Consider the following 17,903-nt stretch of genomic DNA (forward strand, 5'->3'; position numbering starts at 1 on the left):
GATTTTGTTCCAACTACTTCGGAAGCTGAGAGGTCTCCGCCATGACTACGGTGACTCAACTGATGCGCGGCCACAAACCCACTGGGCCCATCTTGGCGGAGCGCAAGTTCAAGAGTTCTGGTGGCGCTCGTGCCTCCATCCGTGTCCGTGCACCGGCCAGGGATTCGCGGACAGGCAACTACAGGTGCAGCGTGGAGTGGGTGCACGCGGGGAAGAGGGAGCTGTTCGAACTCTGGGGAATCGACTCCATGCAGGCGCTGCAACTCGCTCTCCGAGCCGCCGGGGACCTGGTGAACGGGGACGAAGAGGACCTGCGGTGGGTGGGGAGCGATGACGGCTACCTGGGATTTCCCAGGACATACCCGGAGTTTCTTCCCAAGGCGCTCCTGCGTAAGCTGGAACGCATGATCGACCGGGAGATTGCCGCCCACGCGCGCAAGAGCGCAGCAGAGCGCAAGCAGTCGCGGGCTCGAGCGGGACGGAGCAAGCCCGTCTCCGGCTGAGGACATGGGTTTGAGACTGTTGAGCTTCTGAATGTGGAGGCGGCGGGATCGAAGCCGCTACGGGTGGATCCGCCCCCACTCGGGACCAGGGCACGCCACCCGTTTTCCCCGACTACAAATCGTCTGACACCTTTCTGAGCCGACAAGCTGGGCCACCCGGTGCTCGACATCCACGCGCCCGTGCCCGGCTTCGGCGAGCAGCTCGGCGGCGCCACCGTGCGCCTCATGCGCGGACTCAAGTCCGGCCGCCCCGTCACCCGCGTCAACTGGGGCATCAGCGTCACCCCCCAGTTGGATCTCGCGCCCTGGACGCAGCCCGAGTGGCGCCACCTGCGCCAGGAAGTCACCGCGCTCAACGCCGGGGAGAAGTGCTACCTGCGGCTGGAGCGGCAGACGCTCTCGGTGCTGCCCGCCTCGGGCGCCATCCTCTTCACCATCCACACCTACCGCGCCCCCGTGGCCTCCGAGGTGGAGGACCCCGAGCGGCGCCGCCTGCTCGCGGGCGTGCTGCGCACCCTTCCGCCCGAGACGCGCGACTACAAGGGCCTCACCGCCTTCCTCCCCCAGCTCCTCGCCTGGCTCGAGCCGGACGCCCGGAGCGACTCCTCGCGATAGGCACCTTCGTCTCAACGCCACTCGAGCGGCTCCTCGCCACGTGTTCGCGGCCAGTGACCACGCCTTCCTGATTTCAAGCAAGGGACACAGGGCGAGTGCCTCACCGGCCCGCCCCTGCAACCCGGCGGACCCCAGACCGCGTGTCTGCCCGGGATAGCGGCCCTGAAGGCCAGGCCTCTCATCCTTCCATGCAGCTCAGTCTCACATTGCTCGCATTCGATTTTTCATCATTTGATGAATCACGAAAACCAAAGTTCCAATATCACTTCCTGATAAATGGAAATACACCTGTATATCCATCCTCCGCGACATTTCGCCTCCGCATATGCTAGTCTTTCTCACGCTCTTCCCCCGACTGAAGAACGCATCCCTGCCCGTGTCTTCCTTGAAGCACCTCCCACCAGGAAACAGGAGAAACATGACGACCCTGCGCAACAGCGACAAGAGCTCGATTCGATGGATGAACCCCGTGGCTGGACTCCTGACGGGAATGGTCCTGGCGCTCGCACAAGCCGGCTGCGGCGGTCCCGCCGAGCAAGACAACGAAGGCCTCGCCCACACGGAACAGGCCTTGCGCGGCGACTTCTCGAAGAGCTGCAGGGAGATCAATCTCCCCGACTACCATTACCTCGCGGCCTCTTGTGCCGACAACAATGGCAAATTGATCTACAGCCAGATCGACCTCAACGAGTATCTGGTGAACTCCAATGGAGATATCTGGTGGGGCCTCGGCGGCCAGTTCTACAAGACGTGCGATTTCGTGGCCTTCGGTCGCACCCAGAGCGAAGTGGTCTACAGATGCAAGAAAGAGGACGGAAGTTACAAGGAAACGAGAAAGGAGCTCGATGAGCGGATCGCGAACGTCAATGGCGTTCTGACGTACAGGCCATGATTGCCGCATCGAGAGGCCGTTCTCCGCGACACCGCGGCTCGCGATAGGACCCCGGAGGAGGACGGGCCGCGCTCGCCCAGGTGGAGCGGTTGCTGAAGGTGGTGCGGCACCGGGTGCTGCGGCTGCTGGAGAAAAGAGGGGCCCTGCCCGCGCAAGGGCCCGAGGACGCGCTGCAGGCGTACCCGGCGCATTCCCCGCGGCAGCGACTGCGCTGGACTGAGGTGGACATGCGGCCTCCTCCCCGAAAGCAGCCCCGACTACAAATCGTCTGACACCTTTCCAGCGCACGCCTGGAGCGGCTGGGAGCCGACCTCGAGGCCTTCGCCGCGGCCATCCGGGACGGCTTGGAGGCGCTCGACTTCGCCGGGCGCCAACGCCTCGTCCGCTTGCTCGTCGAGCCGGTCATCGTGCTGGGGGAGGACGTCACCATCGAGCATGCGGTCCCCCTCTCCGGCCGTTTTTGTCGTTTGCGTCCTGATGATCGACGTGTTCGCCTGCGTGAGATGTGGAGGCAGGTGGCACCGCCCCTCGCACCGCGCCCCTGGCGAGCCCCTGGGCGGCGAGGCGCTCGACCGACAGGGTGAGCTGCCGCAACAGCTCGACCGGGGACAGGCGCCTCTCGTGGCTCATCACCGCTCCTCCTTCGAGAAGACGAGGGGCACCCCTCGACCCGATGGACAGACCCGCTACTGGTGCGGCTCGCCTGGGTGCTCCCCGGACGATGACAGACGGGCAGAGCGCCCCTGGACTCCCTGGTCCCGCACACCCGGATGCCCCCGGCGAAGGAGCATCTCATGTTCACGTCCAGAAGCACCTGACAGGCCACGACAGGCCCTGGAGGCTCGCAATGGCTGACGTACTCACATGGTTGTGGCGGGAGATCGCCGAGCGCCCCGATGGGCCGATGGCCTTTCGCTTCTATCTCCAGCCGTTGATGGCGATGTTGTTCGCCGTGCGTGACGGCATCAAGGACGCACACGCGGGTCGCCCCGCCTACTTCTGGGCGCTCTTCACGGACCCAACGCACCGGCGCGAGCGGTTGCGCGAGGGATGGCACGCGGTCAGCCGGCTCTTCTTCCTCGCCGTGGTGATGGACACGATCTACCAACTCACCGTGCTCAAGGGGCCGCGGCCGATACAAGGGGTGCTGGTGGCCGTGGTCCTGGCGCTCGTGCCGTACGTGCTGCTTCGCGGCCCGGTGAACCGGCTCGCCCGCGGCCTTCTCCACCACCGGCCGAGGGCGCGAGGCCCGGGGTCGCCCGCCAGATGACAGGCGGCCCCGCTCCGACCGCAGCGGGTGTCGAGCAGCCACAGCCCTCAGGCCCACACCCCCTGTCACCCCTCCAAGGAGGGCGGACCCGGCAGGCGTGTTCCCCAAGGGGTCTCCACCCAGAGTGCACCGGCGTGGCTCACAGCTCGTGGGCTCCCATCCGCGGCCTTCCTCTTCCCCTCTGCGCCCCCCGCTGCCCTCGACATTTCCCCCATTCCTCTGCTCTCCGCGCCCAGCGCCGTGCCCGCCAGGCGCGCCAGGGTTCCCGGTCGCCATGAAGCCAGGCGCGAGGCGATCCCGCTCTTGTCGCAATCCCGGGTGTCAAAGAACTCGCTCCGAGCCGACTACAAATCGTCTGACACCTTTCCTGAGACACCTTTCCTGAGACACCTTTCCTGACACCTTTCCTGGGCGGCCAGGGACCACGCCATTCTGGCCGAGTCCTGGCGCCTGAGCGGGTGCGGCCTCCGGCCCGGAGACGCGGAGAATGCCTCGCCTGAGACCCGCGCTCACGTGGACGTCGGGACACCCGGAACGAAATCCTGGACGCGTGTCTGCTCGGGCTGGCGGCCCTGGAGGCCAGGCCTCCCCTCCTCTCCATGCAGCTCAATCTCACATTGCTTGCATTTGAGTTTTATCATTTCGCTGAATCACGAAAAGCAAACACCCAGTATCACTTCCCGATAAATGAGAATACACCCACATGGTTATCTTCCGCGACATTCCGCCTCCGCACATGCTAATCTCTCTCACGTTCTTCCCCCCACGGGAGAACGCGTCCCTGCCCGTGTCTTCATCGAAGCACCTCCCACCAGGAAAAAGGAAAAACATGATGACCCTGCCCAACAGCGACAAGAGCTCGATTCGATGGATGAACCCCGTGGCTGGACTCCTGACGGGAATGGTCCTGGCGCTCGCACAAGCCGGCTGCGGCGGCCCCGCCGATCAAGACAACGAAGGCCTCGCCCACACGGAACAGGCCTTGCGCGGCGACTTCTCGCAGAGCTGCACGAATATCTGGTTCTTCAACGACCATTACCTCTCGGCCAGTTGTGCTCGCGCCACTGGCGAATACGTCTACAGTGAAATCGATCTCGGCGAGTATCTGGTGAACTCCAATGGAGATGTCTGGTGGGGCCTCGGCGGCCAGTTCCACAAGACGTGCAGTCTTGTGGCCTTCGGTCGCACCGACAGCGAACTGGTCTTCAGCTGCAAGAAGGAGGACGGGAGTTATAAGGAAACGAGAAAGGAGCTCGACGAGCGAATCGCGAACATCAATGGCGTTCTGACGTACAGGCCGTAATCGCCGCGCGCTCCCGCCAGGCCATGGGACGTTCACCGTCCCGCGACCAAGGCGACGGTTTCGAGCCAGGCTTCCGGGTGATGCCCACCTCTCGAGGGAGGCGGAGGATGGAGCGCGAAGCCAGTCGGATGACGCTGAGTGACGAAGACCGCCGATTCGTCGGACTCTGCTTGAGCAAGCGCGACACGTCCTCGGGCCCGCGGTGTACGGAGCGCGGGCCCGCGAGCGCCCGGCCCATGAGTGGCCACTGCCCCGAGCCCACCGCTCCCATCAGGATGATGACGACGCCCACGAGCACCGCCTGCCCCGCCGCGTGCACGCGCATGAGAATGCCCGGCAGGCGGATGATGCCCACCACCGACACCGCCACCGCCACCAGCCCCAAGAGCACCAGCGAGTCCGCCACCCACTTGCCCCCAAGCTGGAGCGAAGGAGACAAGCGTGACGCCTGAGTCAGCCGCGAAGCAGGAGCCGCAAGGAGCCGCAGAAGGAGAGGACGCCGCGAGTGGACTGGGCGCAACTCCTGAGCAAGACGTTCGACTTCGACGTGTTCGCCTGCGTGAGGTGTGGAGGCCGGCGGAGTGGAGTGGCGTACGTGAAGGGGGCTTGCGGGGTGCGGGCGATTCTGGAGCACCTGGGCTTGCCCACGGCAGGTGCGAGCCTGGCCCCGGCACGAGGGCCACCCCAGGCCGCGTGGTGTTGAGGCTCAAGACAGCCCACAGGCCCCGCCACGCGTGGACCCCCTCATCACATCTCGGGTGGCCACGGAACTGGGGCAGACTCAGCTCTCCCGGTACAGACTCTGGTCTAATGGCCTCCCATGTCCTTGCGGCCACTGTCCGACCCACCTCCCGAGAGCAACCGAGCAGCCTTCGCAGATGTGCTGTCCGACGACCTCGAGCGGGCGCGTGCTCTGCTCGCGAGCGTCCCGAGAGCGCCGCGCGTGCCCTCGAAGGAGGCCCGGCGCCTGGTGCTCGCCTTCGCGGGCCCCCAGCGCGTCGTGCTCTACAGCAGCCTCTTCTTCCTTCTCGCCGGTGGGCTCGCCTGTGCCTTCTTCCAGTCCCATCGCGCCTTGGGGGACCTGCTGCTGGACCTGCACTCCTTCGAAGTCCTCGGCGTCGTCGACTCGGTCGAGGTGGGGATGCGCAGCCGCAGGCATACGCCCGTGTACTGCGCGCGCTTCCACTCGGAGGACGGCGCGCTGGTGGGGCGCAGTTGCGAGCGGGGCGGTAGCTTTCAGCCGGGCCAGCGCGTGGTCCTCGAGCGGCGCGGAGGCCAGGTGGCCCGTATCCGTGGCACCACCCTCATCCCCATGGGGCGCGTGGGAGGGCTGGTGCTGTTGTTTCCCCTCGCGGGCGCGGTGGGCCTGTTGCTCGTCGTGTGGACCAACCACCGTGAGTCGCGTGCGGCCCGCGTGGGCATCCCGATTCTCGCGCGGGTGACGTACTTCGGCGACGGAAAGCCGGTGAGCAAAAAGGGGCCTCCGCCCACGGAGCTGCGCTGGAGCTTCATCGCGCGCGGCGAGCGGTATGAGGGCCGTCTCTCCCTGGACAGCGCGTTCGAGTTCGACTTCCTCCCCAGCCGCGACGTCATCGTCGTGCTCTACGACCCGGCGGCTCCGAGCATCAACACCGTCTACGTGCCCTAGCGTGTTCCGGGCGGCGCAACCCTCCCCCACGCCCTTGTTCGGAGGGGGCGGAGTGTCCGACACTCCCCCTACGCTCGCTCTGACACAGGTGAACCCTACCAGACCGAGAATGCCGTGCGCGGTGTGGCGAAAGACGCTGGAAGGGTGTCAGACGATTCGTAGGCGGCTGGAGCGGCAGACGCTCTCGGTGCTGCCCGCCTCGGGCGCCATCCTCTTCACCATCCACACCTACCGCGCTCCCGTCGCCACCGAGGTGGATGAGGTAGAATCACCGGACATGAGCCACCACCTGTGTCTCTTCCGCTTGGGACTGGCTCCAGCCCTGGTCCTGCTGCTCGCCACCTGCGCAACCCCGAGGGAACCGCCCTCCACGGCGGCGGAGCACTCAGTGGGGGCTGAGGCTTCTTTCGGCCAAGACGACAATACCCCGCCGACAGGGACCCCGAGGCCACCGCGCGAGGCTCCTGCCATCAGGCGCGTGCCCGCTGGCACGGACTCCCAGGCACGCATCCTTCCCATGGGCTTGCGAGAACTGGAGGACGGGAGCGTCAAGGTGTTTCTCCCTGCGCACTCACTCCCACTGGTCTTTGATGTCATGAGTCTTGAGGAAGCCCGCTCATTGAGTGAGGCACTGGCAGCGATTCGAGTACCCTCAGCGCCACACCTGCGCCTCCTGGAGTCCCCTGGACCGAGACACTCAGCACGTCCTACCGCTGCGCAGGTTGGACTCCGAGTACGAGGGGAGTTTCTGACTGAATTCGGACCTGGCCTGCTGCCCCTGCCCGATAGCCTGGGCGATGGTCCCTTGCTGGCCGCACTGAAAATGTCCCCTCGCTTCATGGGCGATGGTGTCCGGCATGCCGCCGAAGAGCTCTTCAACTCCCCCCTCTTCATTCACAGCATGTACTTCTCGGTCATGCTGTACTTTTCCGCGTGGCTCATGCCCGAGCCGCTGTTCTCCAAGGCGTTCGCTGCGACGTTGACGGTACGGTTGGCGCTGTGGGTGGGGCTGGTGGAACTGAACCGGGTAGCACAGGCGTGCATGACCCTGTACCGGGAGGTTGAGGAGGCGAGGACGCTTCATGAACTGGAGGCGGCCTCGGCGCGCTTCGGAAAGGCGCTGGGAGGCACGGGTTTTCGAGTGATGGTCCTGGTGGCCACCATGGGCTTGGGGCGGCTACTGCCAGCAGGGTCCGACGGGGGCATCAGCGGACAAGCGCGCTCCTGGGTCGCAGCGATGGAGAGCGGACCCGCGGCGGAAGCGGTCGCCACGGCGCAGGTGGTGGCGGACGGCACACTCGTCGTCACCGGCACATCGGCTGGCATCGCCGTTTCCTCCGCCTGCTCCGGAATGGGGCTGTGCACCATGGCAAGCTGTTCCCCTGGCAGCCCCACCGCCCTGTCGACCCGCTACGGGCCACCGCACACCCGGAGCAATTCACCCCACAATGAGACCATTGAGGATGAACTCGCCGCGCGGCAGGGGGCTGGACACGTCAGGCTCGACAAGAACAAGGCGCAGACGAATGCCTCGAACAGACGTGTCTTCGACCCCAAGCCAGTGAAGGGAGTCCGCTTCCGCAGACCCGACGCATCTTCGGTACGTCCTGACGGTGTACGGCACAACACCAACTATGTCTCCAATCCCAACGACATGAGCCGCGAGCTGGAGGCATTCGAAGCCATGCGCCGGGCGGACCCCAGAGCCATTCACGAGCTGTACAAGCTCGATGGAACCCTGGTCCGAAGATACGTTCCCCCCGGCGTGAACTCCCCTTGAAAGGAATCCGTGGCGAACCATGGCACAGGAATTCGAAAAGGAGCAGTGGCGGTCAGAACTGGTCGACGCCTTCCGCTGGGAGGATGAGGAGAGGGCACGGCATTTGGTGGCGACGCTCGGCAAGGCATGGTCTCGCGAAGCCAGGGCCACTCTGGAAGAGATGCTTGAGTCTCCCGATGGGAAGGTACGTCAGGCTGCGGTCTTCGCGCTGGGAGAACTGGGAGGCCCGGCGAGCACCAGACGCCTGGAACAGCAACTCGTTGTAGAAGAGACTCGGGGCGACCACGACGGCTCGTCAGTGGTGCAAGTCATCACCCAGGCGCTCGGACAAATCAAGAGCGCCAGCGCAAGGGCGGCCCTCGTGCGAAAGCTGAATCGCATAGCTACAGGCGGGCCCGACCAGACCGATGTGAATGATCTGGCCTACGCACTCTGGAACAAGCGTCACCCGGACCTGATACCCGCCGTTCGCGGTGCCGTTCAACGAATTGCCTTACCAACCTCCAGGGCTCTGCATGCCCTTCTGCGTCTGCTGGAGAGTTCTCCCGAGGAGTTGAGCGCGTGGGTCGAGGACAGGTGGGTGCCCCTGGAGGACAAGACGGAGGTACTGACGGTTCTCGACGAAGAGGTGCCCACCGAGTTGGAAAGCCTGATTCCCTCGTTCATCTCAATGGCCCGGTCCATTATCGACGTGGCCGCGACGCGGGCCGGTGCGGAAAACGATTTCTGCGAGCGCCTGTTCACCCTGTTGCTCCTGCACCGGGAGCGCCTGTTTCCTGCGATTCCTCCCGAGGCACGTTCCGCGCTGCGTGACGTAGCGCGGAGAATGGTGGCAGCGCCGGAAGCCATCCGTAGCATAGGCGCCGCTGTCACTCTTGAGTACGTGGGACAGCGGGAAGACGCGAAACTTCTGGAGGCGTACCGTCTACAGGACGATGTGCTTGGCAAGGTGTTCGATGATGCCGCGTGCGCGTTGCGCAAGACGTCCACCGCGTAACCGGGGCAAGCCCAGACATCGAAAAACCCGCGACACGTGCCGTTTGCTTCTCGAAAGCCAATGAGAGCGAGCAGCAGTGTCGGGGAATGTGTTTGAGACTGCTGAGCTTCTGAATGTGGAGGCGGCGGGATCGAAGCCGCCGCGAGGCGGAAGCAAAACCCCAAGCAGGTCGCGCTGTTACCGACCAATGCCTTCAGCTCCCGTTCTGCTCACGGCCGCAGCACCGTCAGCTTGAAGGGGCCACCGTGGGCGGCCGCGTGCGTGACGGCCTCGTTCGCGTCGTCCAGGGCGAAGGCCGTGACGTCGAACTCCTCCAGCCGGAGGAGCCCGGAGCGGACGAGGCTGGCCATGCGGAGGACGGCCTCGGGTGGGCACATCCACTGCCCGTGGAGGGTGATGCAGTTGCGCATGATCCACGGGTAGGGCAGCTCCAGGCCCGCCCCCCCCAGCATCCCCACGCCCCCCATGAGCACGGCCCGTCCGTAGGGCCGCACCGTCATGAGGGCGGCGCGCACCGGGAGGGTGCTGGCCGAGGGGGGCAGCAGATCCATCACGCAGTCGATCGGGCCGGGCGCCGCCCGCCGCATCCGCTCCCGGTCCTCCTCCTCCTGGCCCCCGAGCTTCACGGTTCGGACGCGGGGCCCGAAACGGCGCTTCAAGTCCTCGAGCACTGTCTCCTTGCGGCCCGGCGCGATGACGCAGCCCGCGCCCATCGCCAGGGCGACCGCGACGGCCGCGCTGCCGAAGTTCCCCGTGGCGCCACTGATGAGGACCGTCTCCCCCGCCCGGAGCTCCGCCTTGAGCAAACCGCCATACGGCACGAGCAGCGTGACCAGGGCGCACCACCGCGCCGCCTCCGCGTCGTCCAGCGGGCCCAGGGGATGGGCGTTCTCCGTCGGGACCCGGATGCGCTCGGCGAAGGAGCCATGGTGGAAATGCTTCTGCAGGCGCTGGCCCCCCTCGCCCCGGGCGCTCCAGCCCTGCAGCGTGATGTCGGGAGACAGCCCTCCGTCACGCGACCGCACGGTGGGATCGCAGAAGACCCAGTCCCCGGGGGCGAGCCGGGTCGCGTCCGGTCCGACGGCGCGCACGCGGCCCACCGCCCCGCACCCCGGCGCCACCGGCGGCGTCAGCAGATACCGCCGCTCGCCACTGAAGACCTCGTTCGCGTAGGGCAGCACCGGGGCCGCCACGACATCCACGATCACCTCTCCGGTCCCCAGCAGGGGCTCGGGAAGTGTCTCGATGGCGAGCGGGGCTCCAAAGGACTTCAGGATCGCGGCTTTCATGGTGGGTCCTTCCTCGGGGAGTGGACCTCTACTATTCGAGGGCCTCGCGCTCGCGGGAAGGCCTGGCGCCATCCTAGGATTGGCGAGTACCTCCCTCACGGAAAGCGAAGGCCATGGCGGGCTCGAGCCGAAGCGAACTCGGCGACTTCCTCCGATCGCGACGAGAGCGATTGCACCCCGAGACCGTGGGTCTGCCCGGGGGGCGCAAGCGCCGCACGCCGGGCTTGAAACGGGAGGAAGTCGCCCAGCTCGCGGGCATCGGCATCGACTGGTACGTCCGGCTGGAACAGGGCCGGACCGTCAGTCCCTCTGTCGCCACGATCGATGCGCTGGCCCGCGCGTTGCGCCTCGACAAGGCCGAGCACGCCCACTTGAGGGAGCTGGCGCGCAACGCCGACCACCGCGCGTTCTCCCGAGAGACCGTCCCCGACGTCATCCACCGCATGATCCAGGGACTCGAGCATCCCGCCTACGTCACCGGCCGCCGGTGGGACGTCCTGGCGTGGAATGCCGCCGCGGCCGACCTCTTCATGGACTTCGGCCGGCTGGCCGAGGCGGATCGCAACGTCCTCGTCTACGTGCTGACCGATCCGGGCGCCCGGCGCATCTTCGGCGCGTCCTGGGCCGACGAGGCCAGGCGCATGGTGGCCCAATTCCGGGCGACGCATGACCTCTGGGCCGACGATCCCGCGTTCCTCGAGCTGCTGGAGCGTCTGCGGAGCAAGAGCCCCGAGTTCGCGCTCTGGTGGGAGGCACACGACATCCGCCAGGTCGCGGCCGGCCAGAAGCTGCTGAACCATCCCCGGAAGGGCGCGCTGCGCTTCGAGTACGCGAGCTTTCAATCCAATGACAATCCCGCGCTGAAGCTGGTCATCTACACGCCGGGGTGAGGCGGCTGTGCGCCGCCTCGGGCGAACCTCACGAGGTTGTAGGGTAGCCCCGGCCCGTTTTCCAGCCGGGGCCCCCGCCCGCTCCGGACAAGGAGGTTTCCACCATCCGGCTCTTCCGTTGGAAATGGCTTCTACCGGCGGCGCGCATACCGCGAGAAGCAGCGGCCGGACGCCAGCTTCCAATGCGACAACGGCGGTGATATTCAACAGAACTTCAATGGTCTTTTGACACCCGGGATGCTCCACTGGAAGCCACGGCAGGGGCACACCCCATCAGGTACTGTTGAATTCCGGTACTTTCGGGCTACGATCGAATCATTCAGTGCTCTACCGGCTCGTGGCCGATGACATCGGACGCCGCAGGCAGGTGGAGACACCTTCGTGGAGTCCGGCCGGAAAGGTCATTCTGATGCAGCCCAATGATTTGTATGATGAAAAGACGAGTGCCAACCTCGACAAGATCAAACTGCGGGAGCCAGCGCAGGCGCAAGGGAGCGCCGCGAAGGAGTTCGTGACCCGGCTCGCGGCCTACAGACAGCATTTGTCCTCTGTGCACCTCCAGTTTGCTTCCGCGACGAAGGAGGTTGTCAAAGGCCTCACCTCGAATGGGTCGCAGCAGGAGGATGAGAAGCTCAAGGCGCATCGCCTCCGACTGGAGAAGGAACTCGGTCCCATGATCGAGGAGATCCTCACTCTGGAGAAACGCTGGTTGAGCAATGTCTGCAAGGCACATGAATCCGCCGAGGCACATCTTGCCGACAACCAGAAGGTGTTCACGCACCTTGAGACGCTGAGAACGACCTTCCCCCCCGCCCAGCACAACATCGAGCGCCTCGAGAATCAGCGGACGCTCATCCAGGAGACCTGGAAACCGTCGCGGGCGAAGTGGACGAACCTGAACAGGCTCGACACCAAGATCAAGGACGGTGTCGAGCTACGAAACAAGGCTGTCAATCTGAAGGCGGAAATAAAGAAGCTTTGCGGTAACGACTATTTCGAGGGACTGCGGCGGTACTTGCGCGGGGCTGGGTTCATCGTTGCACCAAGTTACATTCCGCCCGCTGCCGTGTTTCCCCGTGAAGATTGGATCTCGCTCGAAAGCGGTGCGAGCAAGACCCCGGAGGAACTGGCGTCCGCGGCGGATGCGCTGATGATGAAATATCAGATCCTGGGGACGTCCTACTCCGGCATGCGCTACAAAAGCGAGGGCGCATCGGACATCAGCGGATGTGTATGCATTTCCTGGGTGATCGCCAGGTGCGCCACCAATAACAAGCGTGTAATCGTTCCTGTCGTGGGAATGTCAGGAGGCGCACCCAATGGAAAGGAGGACAGATTCGTAGATGCGATGCTCAGCGCGTGCGCGCTGCCTCCCTACAGGGTCTACAAGTACGTGGAAAAGACTCTCGAAGACAACATAACGAAGGAGCTGGTGCTCGGCTTTCAGCCTTTCGGCGAAAAGCCATTCGATCAGCCCAAGAATCAATCGAATGATGAGCGCTTCAATCAGTATTATGACGACATCATGGTGCGCGCGAACAACCTCGCGCTCAACTACCGTGTGAGAGAGCTCTTGTCCTTGCGGCTCCCCAGCCGCCAGGCCATGCTCTCCTACCTGGGCTTGAGCTTCGCCCTCATGACGAACAAGCACGTTGAGACGAAGGGGACCCGGTCCGAACCCACACCGGGCGTCACCCGCTGGCACAGCTTCAACTGCGCGGAGCCGGCGGCGCTGGCGTGGATCAGCTCCTTCTTCGTGGATGGCCAGGATGTCCACCTCTGCTGCCCCTACGAAGGAGCGGACGACCCGGGCACCCTTGGCCTCAAGCCCAAGGAGACCTGCCCTTGGTGCGCGACGGTCGAACTCACGTACAGATCGCTCAAGAAGGTCTCCGACAGCGAGCAGGCGCACTGGCCCAGGACGTTCAACAAAAGCATGCAGACAGGAAAATGGGCTCATGAGTTCACCGACGCGCGCCAGTTCAACAATACCCGAACCGATCTGGAGCAGCGTGCCAACCTTCCACGCAACAAGCCGACGTTCGCCAGTGCGTATCCAAGCGCGGTGAACGACAACGTCGCGTTGCTCCGAAAGATCTTCAAGAGGGTCGGTCTCCTGGAGAACAGTACGATTCGAGAAGGACAGCTCGCACTCTGGCAGCAGAAACGCTGAGCGCTTCTCGGCTCGGAACGTTTCTCGAGTGGCAACGGCCGGGCCTTGGACGTTCATTCTCCGCACCGCGGGTCAGGCGCGCCAGGCATCGGGGGGGGGTAGGGTCTTGAGACGGGAGTTCAGCGCGTTGAACTCCCGGAGGTGATGGCTCAATGCGTTGACATCACTCACGAAGCTTTTGTCGAGCAGGTGCTTCTGGGCGGCGATGATCAACCACGCCAGCGCGTGAACGTCCATCCTTGCCCCCATTCCTCTGATGCGCCCGGTAGTGGCGGCGCTCACCGCGTGGCTCGTGCGAGGCGAGCGGCCCACGTGGATGCAGGCATTGGGCGCGCTGCTCGTCATTTCCGGCGTGAACCCGCCTGTTCATTCCAACTTCGACGTGTGGTGCAGGAGCGCCTTCCACACGCCGCCGCGCTGCTCCCAGACGGCGCTGAAGGCGAGGGTTATCTCGAGCAGGCCCGAGCCCTGGAAGTCCACGCGCGCGAAGTAGACGCCGTTGATGAGCGCGACGGAGCCGGAGACGATGCGGACATCGAACCGCTGGAAGTCCTCGGTGTACCAGTTCACGTTCTGGATGAGCTGCAGGTAGTCCGCGATCCCCCGCTGCGCGCCCGTGTAATCGGTGTAGCTCCAGCTCGGATCGACATGGCGCTCGAACCAGGCATGCTCCTTGGCGCCGACGGCCCGGGTCCACGCGTGTAAGAGGGGGATGAGTTCCTGCTTCGCCTGCTCGGCGGAGATCTGCGGCATGGTCTGTACCTCCTTGCGGCTCGGGAAAGGAAAGGCCGAAACCCTTATACGCGCCGTCGCGACACGGTGAGGCCGTAGTCCTCGCTCTTCTTGTCCAGAGTGGGGCGGCTGATGCCGAGCAGCTTCGCGGCGACGATCTTCTTTCCCCCGGCGGTGCGCAGGGCATCGGCGATGGCATCGCGCTCCAGGCGGGAGACGCGCTCCTGCAGGTGCGCGCCTGGCCCCAGCGCGAGGGCCACCCCAGGCCGCGTGGTGTTGAGGCTCAAGACACCCCTGTCGCCCCTCCAAGGAGGGCGGACCAGGCAGGCGTGTACCCCAAGGGGTCTCCACCCACAGTGCACCGGCATGGCTCACAGTTCGTGGGCTCCCATCCGCGGCCTTCCTCTGCCCCTCTGCTCCCCCCGCTACCCTCGACATTTCCCCCATTCCTCTTATGCGCGCCCCGGCTCCGAGGTCTCCTCGGGCCGGGGTTTTTCTTTCGTACCTGCGCCGGCGAGACCCGGGCCCTACATGAAGATCCCAGGCGCCCCCTCGAGGGCCGCGCGCAGTTCCTCGACAGTTGTGTCGCTCTTCTTCGCAATGGTGGGCGCGTGCCACGCCGACGCGACCGTGCCCTTTGGCGGATCGCATACCGTCCTGATGACGGAGTCAAAGGACCCAGGCCACGCGCGCCGCGCCAGCTCCGCCGCATGCCGGCGTGCGTCCAGGAAGGTGAAGCACGGCCAGCGCGGCAGCCGAATCGAAGCCATGTCGCAATTGAAGAAGCGGCACCCCTCCAGTTGCGCCTCGGAGAAGTCGCAGTCGTCGATCCCACCCGCCCTCCACCTCTCGTCCACGTCCTCGCGGAAGCCGAAGTCATTGCCGGTGTAGCTACCCTTGAACCGGCACCCCTTCAGCTTCATCGTGGCCCACGGCAGGCCCTTGAGCTGGCCCTTCGCCTGAATGGTGCAGTTGACGAGCTGCCCTGATACCAAGCTCAGTGCGCGCCGCGCGGCACTGATGATGACCGTGCAGTCGCGCAGCGTCAGATCGGGGCCGAGCCAGTAGAACGGGCCCTTGCGCAGCTCCAGCCGCTCGCCAACGATCTCTCGCTTCTCGTAGTGGATGTTCGGAGTCACACGGACCTCAGAAGAAGATCATGCGGAAGAAGGTGCTCGCCATCCGTCGCCCGTGAAGCGCGAAGTTGGACTCAGTGCCCGACAAAATCTCGTAATGGTAGCTCTGACCGCCCGGGCCGGTGATGTCTACACCGCGGCTGTTCCAGGACAAGCCCGGGAATCGGTCCTTCACCTGCGCCTCGACCCACCGCCCTCGAGCCTGTCGCTCCAGGAGACTCGCACGATGCTCCAGGCTGCGGCGCCGCATTCTGTCGATTGCCGCAACTTCGTCTTCCGACAGCATAGCCCGAGACCACTTCGCCGCCTCCTCCCTCACGGCCGCCTGCAGTTCGTCGCCCAACCGGTCCTTCGCCGGAATGTCCCTGTAGCTCTTGCCTCGCGGGAGGTGCCACCGCTCGCCGCTGCTGAGGATGACCTGCTTATTGCCACCACGGTGCTGGATGGCGATGGTGCCTGAGTGCCCTCCAGCTGCTCCCGAGCTGCCACTCCTCGTCAGGACGTTGATGGCAACCGGCGCCTGCGGGGAGGTGAGAACGACGAGAGCGCGGCTCTGCTCCACCACCACCTCCACCGCGGCGGCCTCCTCCATGGCCACCGCCACCGAGCCTTCCATGCCCTGGGCCGCCCACTGCGCCTGCACTTGGTTGAACTTGGGCAGCGAACGCACGTGCGTGGCCACCTCGCCCAACGTCCGCCCGGTGAGGGTGGCTACCGCGAGAATAAGGGCCCGGGCCGCGTCCGTTCCTATCCGCTTGCCGAAGGCCTCGCCGGCGTCGCGCAGTTCCTCGAACGTAGTGGCCTCGTGCGCCGCGTGCGCCATGCGGGCCCACCCGTCCATGAGGCCCCACAGGGCGTCCACGCCCAACCAGGCCAGGAGTACCACAGAGAGCGCGGCGGCGGCCGCCTTCGTGCTCGGCTCGGGTAGCAGCCAAAGCGCCAGGTACAGGCCGACAGCCCACACCAGGGAGGAGAGCAGCGCCTGCGGGCTGAGCTCGCGTCCGAGGGCCGCTCGCGTCTCGTCGAGCACGCCGCCGAAGGCCAGCGCGAGCGCCAGGGTGCGCCTGTCATCCGTGCGCAGGTAGGGCCCGTCCGTGAAGAGTCCCAGGCAGTCCCCGCCGCCGCGTGGCTGACACCACCGCAGGTACTTCGCCTTGAGCGCCGCCTCGGCCTCGGGGACGAGCGAACCCTTGTCGTTGAGGGGCACCAGGGTGAGGACCTTGTCCCGGTACACCTCGGCCAGCAGCTCCTCCTCGGGCATGGCCTGGAGCAGCCCCTGAGCGACCTCCTGGGGCGTCCCGTGCACCTGGCGGTGCTGGAGGAGCTGTGCCACCGCGCGCTGGTACTCCTCCCGCGTGACAACCACCACCCGCGTCCTGCCGTGCGCCTCCACCTCGGCTGCGTACACAACCAGCACCGGCTGCAGTTCCCTTGGCGCCGCTTGCGCCTCGCTCTCCGCGGCCTCGTCTCTTGCCCGGACGTCGCTGGCTGCCCTGCTTGACGCGGGCCCCTGCGACGAGCAGGCCGCATGGAAAATCAGGACAATGAGCCAGAGGGCCCCGGCCGACGCCCACGGTGGCGGGCCCCGCCGCCGAGCTTCGACCTGCGTACCGCTGCCCTCCCCCGCCTCAGGACTTCGGTGCTGCTCCGCCATGAACATTGGCCCCCAGGTGTAGCAGCCCCAGAGGATAGGATGCGGGACGGCCAACTATACAGGGGGGGGCGGCGCCTGCGCGGGACGAGAAACAACTCATCCCCCCCTTGACGGCTCCCCCAAGCAGCAGGAGCGGGGGAGGCGAGCGTGGCGCTCGAGGCAGCGGCCAGCAAGGAGCCGCAGAAGGAGAGGACGCCGCGAGTGGACTGGGCGCAACTGCCCCGGGGAAGGTGTCAAAGAACTCGTTCCGACATCCCGCCGACTACAAATCGTCTGACACCTTTTCGGTGCTGCTGCTGCTATTCGTGATGGTCGCCGAGGACAGCCTGCGCAAGAGGGCCGAGCGGCTGTCTGCCCTCCATGCCGCGCGCCTCGAAGCGGGACGCAGCCGAGCACCTACACCGACGCGGCTGAGCGGTTCGAGGAGGACGAGGCCAGGTCGATTCGCGCCAGGGACATCTTCTGCCTTCAGCTGAACGACCCGGACATTCAGCCCCCGCAGCTCCCCAGGGGCGTCGACCCGGTCGGCCAGTGGAACCCGTTCGAGCTCCACGTCAGGGAGTGGTTCGAGCGGAGCGGCGAGGTGGGCGGAATCCGCGAATGGGAGTGTGGACCCCTCTACTCCGTTTGCCATGAGGCAGCACTGGACTTCGCCGGCGGCGATGAGGACCTGGCAACCGCACTGCAGGAGGGATGGGTGGGCGTCCACGAAGTGCCTGCGGAGCTTCGCGGCAGCGACATGGCTGAGCAGCGTCTGCAGTGACTCCGTGCGCGAGTGGCTGCCGCGAAGGCCGAGCGCGAAGAAGCCGAGCACGCCGAGCAGGCCGACTTTGCAGCCCAGCTGGCCGCCCTCGGCCTCGGTCCGGTCGAGAAGGCTCCTTCCGTCATTGGGGAAGAGCCGTGATGCGGAGCGACATCCAGGAGAGCGGACTGCCTTGCCTCGCCCCTCTCACGGCACGCCGCCGTCCGGAGCCAGCAGCGCTGCATCCCGCGGTTCGTCATCGACGTACTGATCGACTGG

19 protein-coding genes and 2 pseudogenes are annotated in these 17,903 nt (G+C 65.6%); 13 read left to right on the top strand and 8 right to left on the bottom strand.

Features of this window, described 5'->3' with window-relative positions; genetic code table 11:
* Positions 1-41 precede the first annotated feature (41 nt).
* The 3 genes from F0U63_RS47960 (at position 42) to F0U63_RS47970 (ending at position 2,010) form a co-directional block, all read left to right on the top strand.
* On the top strand, positions 42-503 hold the full coding sequence (locus F0U63_RS47960) for a DUF6968 family protein (protein WP_395842067.1): 462 nt from the start codon (positions 42-44) through the stop codon (positions 501-503).
* Positions 504-650: 147 nt separating this feature from the next.
* Entirely contained in the window at positions 651-1,118 is a 468-nt protein-coding gene (locus tag F0U63_RS47965) for a heme-dependent oxidative N-demethylase subunit alpha family protein (RefSeq protein WP_395848542.1), read from the top strand.
* Positions 1,119-1,536: 418 nt separating this feature from the next.
* The gene (locus F0U63_RS47970) at positions 1,537-2,010 is read left to right on the top strand and encodes a CVNH domain-containing protein (protein WP_395842069.1); all 474 of its coding nucleotides are present in this window, start codon (positions 1,537-1,539) and stop codon (positions 2,008-2,010) included.
* Between the two features lie 257 nt (positions 2,011-2,267).
* Here F0U63_RS47970 and F0U63_RS47975 read toward each other — a convergent pair whose 3' ends face one another.
* A complete protein-coding gene (locus tag F0U63_RS47975; protein WP_395842071.1) occupies positions 2,268-2,447 on the bottom strand; it encodes a hypothetical protein in 180 nt (59 codons plus the stop codon).
* A 410-nt stretch (positions 2,448-2,857) separates the two neighbouring features.
* Between F0U63_RS47975 and F0U63_RS47980 the strand changes: the two genes are divergently transcribed.
* Complete coding sequence (locus F0U63_RS47980; protein WP_395842073.1) at positions 2,858-3,280, top strand: hypothetical protein; 423 nt, start codon at positions 2,858-2,860, stop codon at positions 3,278-3,280.
* A gap of 829 nt (positions 3,281-4,109) precedes the next feature.
* Positions 4,110-4,583, top strand: coding sequence for a CVNH domain-containing protein (locus F0U63_RS47985; RefSeq protein WP_395842075.1), 474 nt, complete (start codon positions 4,110-4,112; stop codon positions 4,581-4,583).
* Here F0U63_RS47985 and F0U63_RS47990 read toward each other — a convergent pair.
* Positions 4,555-5,022 (bottom strand): cation:proton antiporter, encoded by a 468-nt coding sequence (locus F0U63_RS47990; protein ID WP_395842077.1) that lies wholly within the window; start codon positions 5,020-5,022, stop codon positions 4,555-4,557. The two genes, F0U63_RS47985 and F0U63_RS47990, sit on opposite strands and share 29 nt — an antisense overlap.
* Before the next feature lie 504 nt (positions 5,023-5,526).
* On the opposite strand from F0U63_RS47990, the gene F0U63_RS47995 reads away from it, so the two are divergent.
* From F0U63_RS47995 to F0U63_RS48010, 4 genes and pseudogenes are all read left to right on the top strand, one after another.
* On the top strand, positions 5,527-6,231 hold the full coding sequence (locus F0U63_RS47995; RefSeq protein ID WP_395842079.1) for a hypothetical protein: 705 nt from the start codon (positions 5,527-5,529) through the stop codon (positions 6,229-6,231).
* A 109-nt stretch (positions 6,232-6,340) separates the two neighbouring features.
* A pseudogene (locus F0U63_RS48000) lies at positions 6,341-6,466 on the top strand (heme-dependent oxidative N-demethylase subunit alpha family protein); the annotation flags it as partial.
* Positions 6,467-7,036: 570 nt separating this feature from the next.
* Entirely contained in the window at positions 7,037-8,011 is a 975-nt protein-coding gene (locus F0U63_RS48005) for a hypothetical protein (RefSeq protein ID WP_395848555.1), read from the top strand.
* Between the two features lie 19 nt (positions 8,012-8,030).
* Positions 8,031-9,008: a HEAT repeat domain-containing protein gene (locus tag F0U63_RS48010; protein WP_395842081.1), complete on the top strand. Its 978-nt coding sequence runs from the start codon at positions 8,031-8,033 to the stop codon at positions 9,006-9,008.
* A 209-nt stretch (positions 9,009-9,217) separates the two neighbouring features.
* Here F0U63_RS48010 and F0U63_RS48015 read toward each other — a convergent pair whose 3' ends face one another.
* Positions 9,218-10,297 (bottom strand): alcohol dehydrogenase catalytic domain-containing protein, encoded by a 1,080-nt coding sequence (locus tag F0U63_RS48015; RefSeq protein WP_395842083.1) that lies wholly within the window; start codon positions 10,295-10,297, stop codon positions 9,218-9,220.
* Positions 10,298-10,410: 113 nt separating this feature from the next.
* Here F0U63_RS48015 and F0U63_RS48020 point away from each other — a divergent pair, with 113 nt between their 5' ends.
* The gene (locus F0U63_RS48020) at positions 10,411-11,187 is read left to right on the top strand and encodes a helix-turn-helix transcriptional regulator (protein ID WP_395842085.1); all 777 of its coding nucleotides are present in this window, start codon (positions 10,411-10,413) and stop codon (positions 11,185-11,187) included.
* Positions 11,188-11,509: 322 nt separating this feature from the next.
* Positions 11,510-13,360: a hypothetical protein gene (locus tag F0U63_RS48025; RefSeq protein WP_395842087.1), complete on the top strand. Its 1,851-nt coding sequence runs from the start codon at positions 11,510-11,512 to the stop codon at positions 13,358-13,360.
* A 72-nt stretch (positions 13,361-13,432) separates the two neighbouring features.
* Here F0U63_RS48025 and F0U63_RS48030 read toward each other — a convergent pair whose 3' ends face one another.
* A complete protein-coding gene (locus F0U63_RS48030; RefSeq protein WP_395842089.1) occupies positions 13,433-13,597 on the bottom strand; it encodes a hypothetical protein in 165 nt (54 codons plus the stop codon).
* Here F0U63_RS48030 and F0U63_RS48035 point away from each other — a divergent pair.
* Positions 13,596-13,715: pseudogene (locus F0U63_RS48035) on the top strand (EamA family transporter); the annotation flags it as partial. The gene F0U63_RS48030 and the pseudogene F0U63_RS48035 sit on opposite strands and share 2 nt — an antisense overlap.
* Before the next feature lie 11 nt (positions 13,716-13,726).
* On the opposite strand, the gene F0U63_RS48040 reads toward F0U63_RS48035, so the two are convergent.
* The 4 genes from F0U63_RS48040 to F0U63_RS48055 all read right to left on the bottom strand — a co-directional run bounded on the left by F0U63_RS48040 (position 13,727) and on the right by F0U63_RS48055 (position 16,645).
* Positions 13,727-14,113 carry a nuclear transport factor 2 family protein gene (locus F0U63_RS48040; RefSeq protein ID WP_395842091.1) on the bottom strand — a complete coding sequence of 129 codons (387 nt, stop codon included), beginning with the start codon at positions 14,111-14,113 and terminating at the stop codon, positions 13,727-13,729.
* A 44-nt stretch (positions 14,114-14,157) separates the two neighbouring features.
* On the bottom strand, positions 14,158-14,379 hold the full coding sequence (locus F0U63_RS48045; protein WP_395842093.1) for a helix-turn-helix domain-containing protein: 222 nt from the start codon (positions 14,377-14,379) through the stop codon (positions 14,158-14,160).
* A gap of 240 nt (positions 14,380-14,619) precedes the next feature.
* On the bottom strand, positions 14,620-15,231 hold the full coding sequence (locus F0U63_RS48050) for a hypothetical protein (RefSeq protein WP_002631787.1): 612 nt from the start codon (positions 15,229-15,231) through the stop codon (positions 14,620-14,622).
* Positions 15,232-15,238: 7 nt separating this feature from the next.
* Complete coding sequence (locus F0U63_RS48055) at positions 15,239-16,645, bottom strand: hypothetical protein (RefSeq protein ID WP_395842095.1); 1,407 nt, start codon at positions 16,643-16,645, stop codon at positions 15,239-15,241.
* Positions 16,646-17,657: 1,012 nt separating this feature from the next.
* Between F0U63_RS48055 and F0U63_RS48060 the strand changes: the two genes are divergently transcribed.
* Positions 17,658-17,786: a hypothetical protein gene (locus tag F0U63_RS48060; protein ID WP_395842097.1), complete on the top strand. Its 129-nt coding sequence runs from the start codon at positions 17,658-17,660 to the stop codon at positions 17,784-17,786.
* Positions 17,787-17,903: the final 117 nt, after the last annotated feature.

It is taken from the genome of Cystobacter fuscus (assembly GCF_044360685.1).
GTDB lineage: Bacteria > Myxococcota > Myxococcia > Myxococcales > Myxococcaceae > Cystobacter > Cystobacter fuscus_C.

Coding starts and splice junctions, on each gene's coding strand:
- F0U63_RS48015 (WP_395842083.1), bottom strand. CDS start 10,297: ATGAAAGCCGCGATCCTGAAGTCCTTTGGAGCCCCGCTCGCCATCGAG.
- F0U63_RS48030 (WP_395842089.1), bottom strand. CDS start 13,597: ATGGACGTTCACGCGCTGGCGTGGTTGATCATCGCCGCCCAGAAGCAC.
- F0U63_RS47960 (WP_395842067.1), top strand. CDS start 42: ATGACTACGGTGACTCAACTGATGCGCGGCCACAAACCCACTGGGCCC.
- F0U63_RS47975 (WP_395842071.1), bottom strand. CDS start 2,447: ATGCTCGATGGTGACGTCCTCCCCCAGCACGATGACCGGCTCGACGAG.
- F0U63_RS48010 (WP_395842081.1), top strand. CDS start 8,031: ATGGCACAGGAATTCGAAAAGGAGCAGTGGCGGTCAGAACTGGTCGAC.
- F0U63_RS47970 (WP_395842069.1), top strand. CDS start 1,537: ATGACGACCCTGCGCAACAGCGACAAGAGCTCGATTCGATGGATGAAC.
- F0U63_RS48040 (WP_395842091.1), bottom strand. CDS start 14,113: ATGCCGCAGATCTCCGCCGAGCAGGCGAAGCAGGAACTCATCCCCCTC.
- F0U63_RS48020 (WP_395842085.1), top strand. CDS start 10,411: ATGGCGGGCTCGAGCCGAAGCGAACTCGGCGACTTCCTCCGATCGCGA.
- F0U63_RS47980 (WP_395842073.1), top strand. CDS start 2,858: ATGGCTGACGTACTCACATGGTTGTGGCGGGAGATCGCCGAGCGCCCC.
- F0U63_RS47985 (WP_395842075.1), top strand. CDS start 4,110: ATGATGACCCTGCCCAACAGCGACAAGAGCTCGATTCGATGGATGAAC.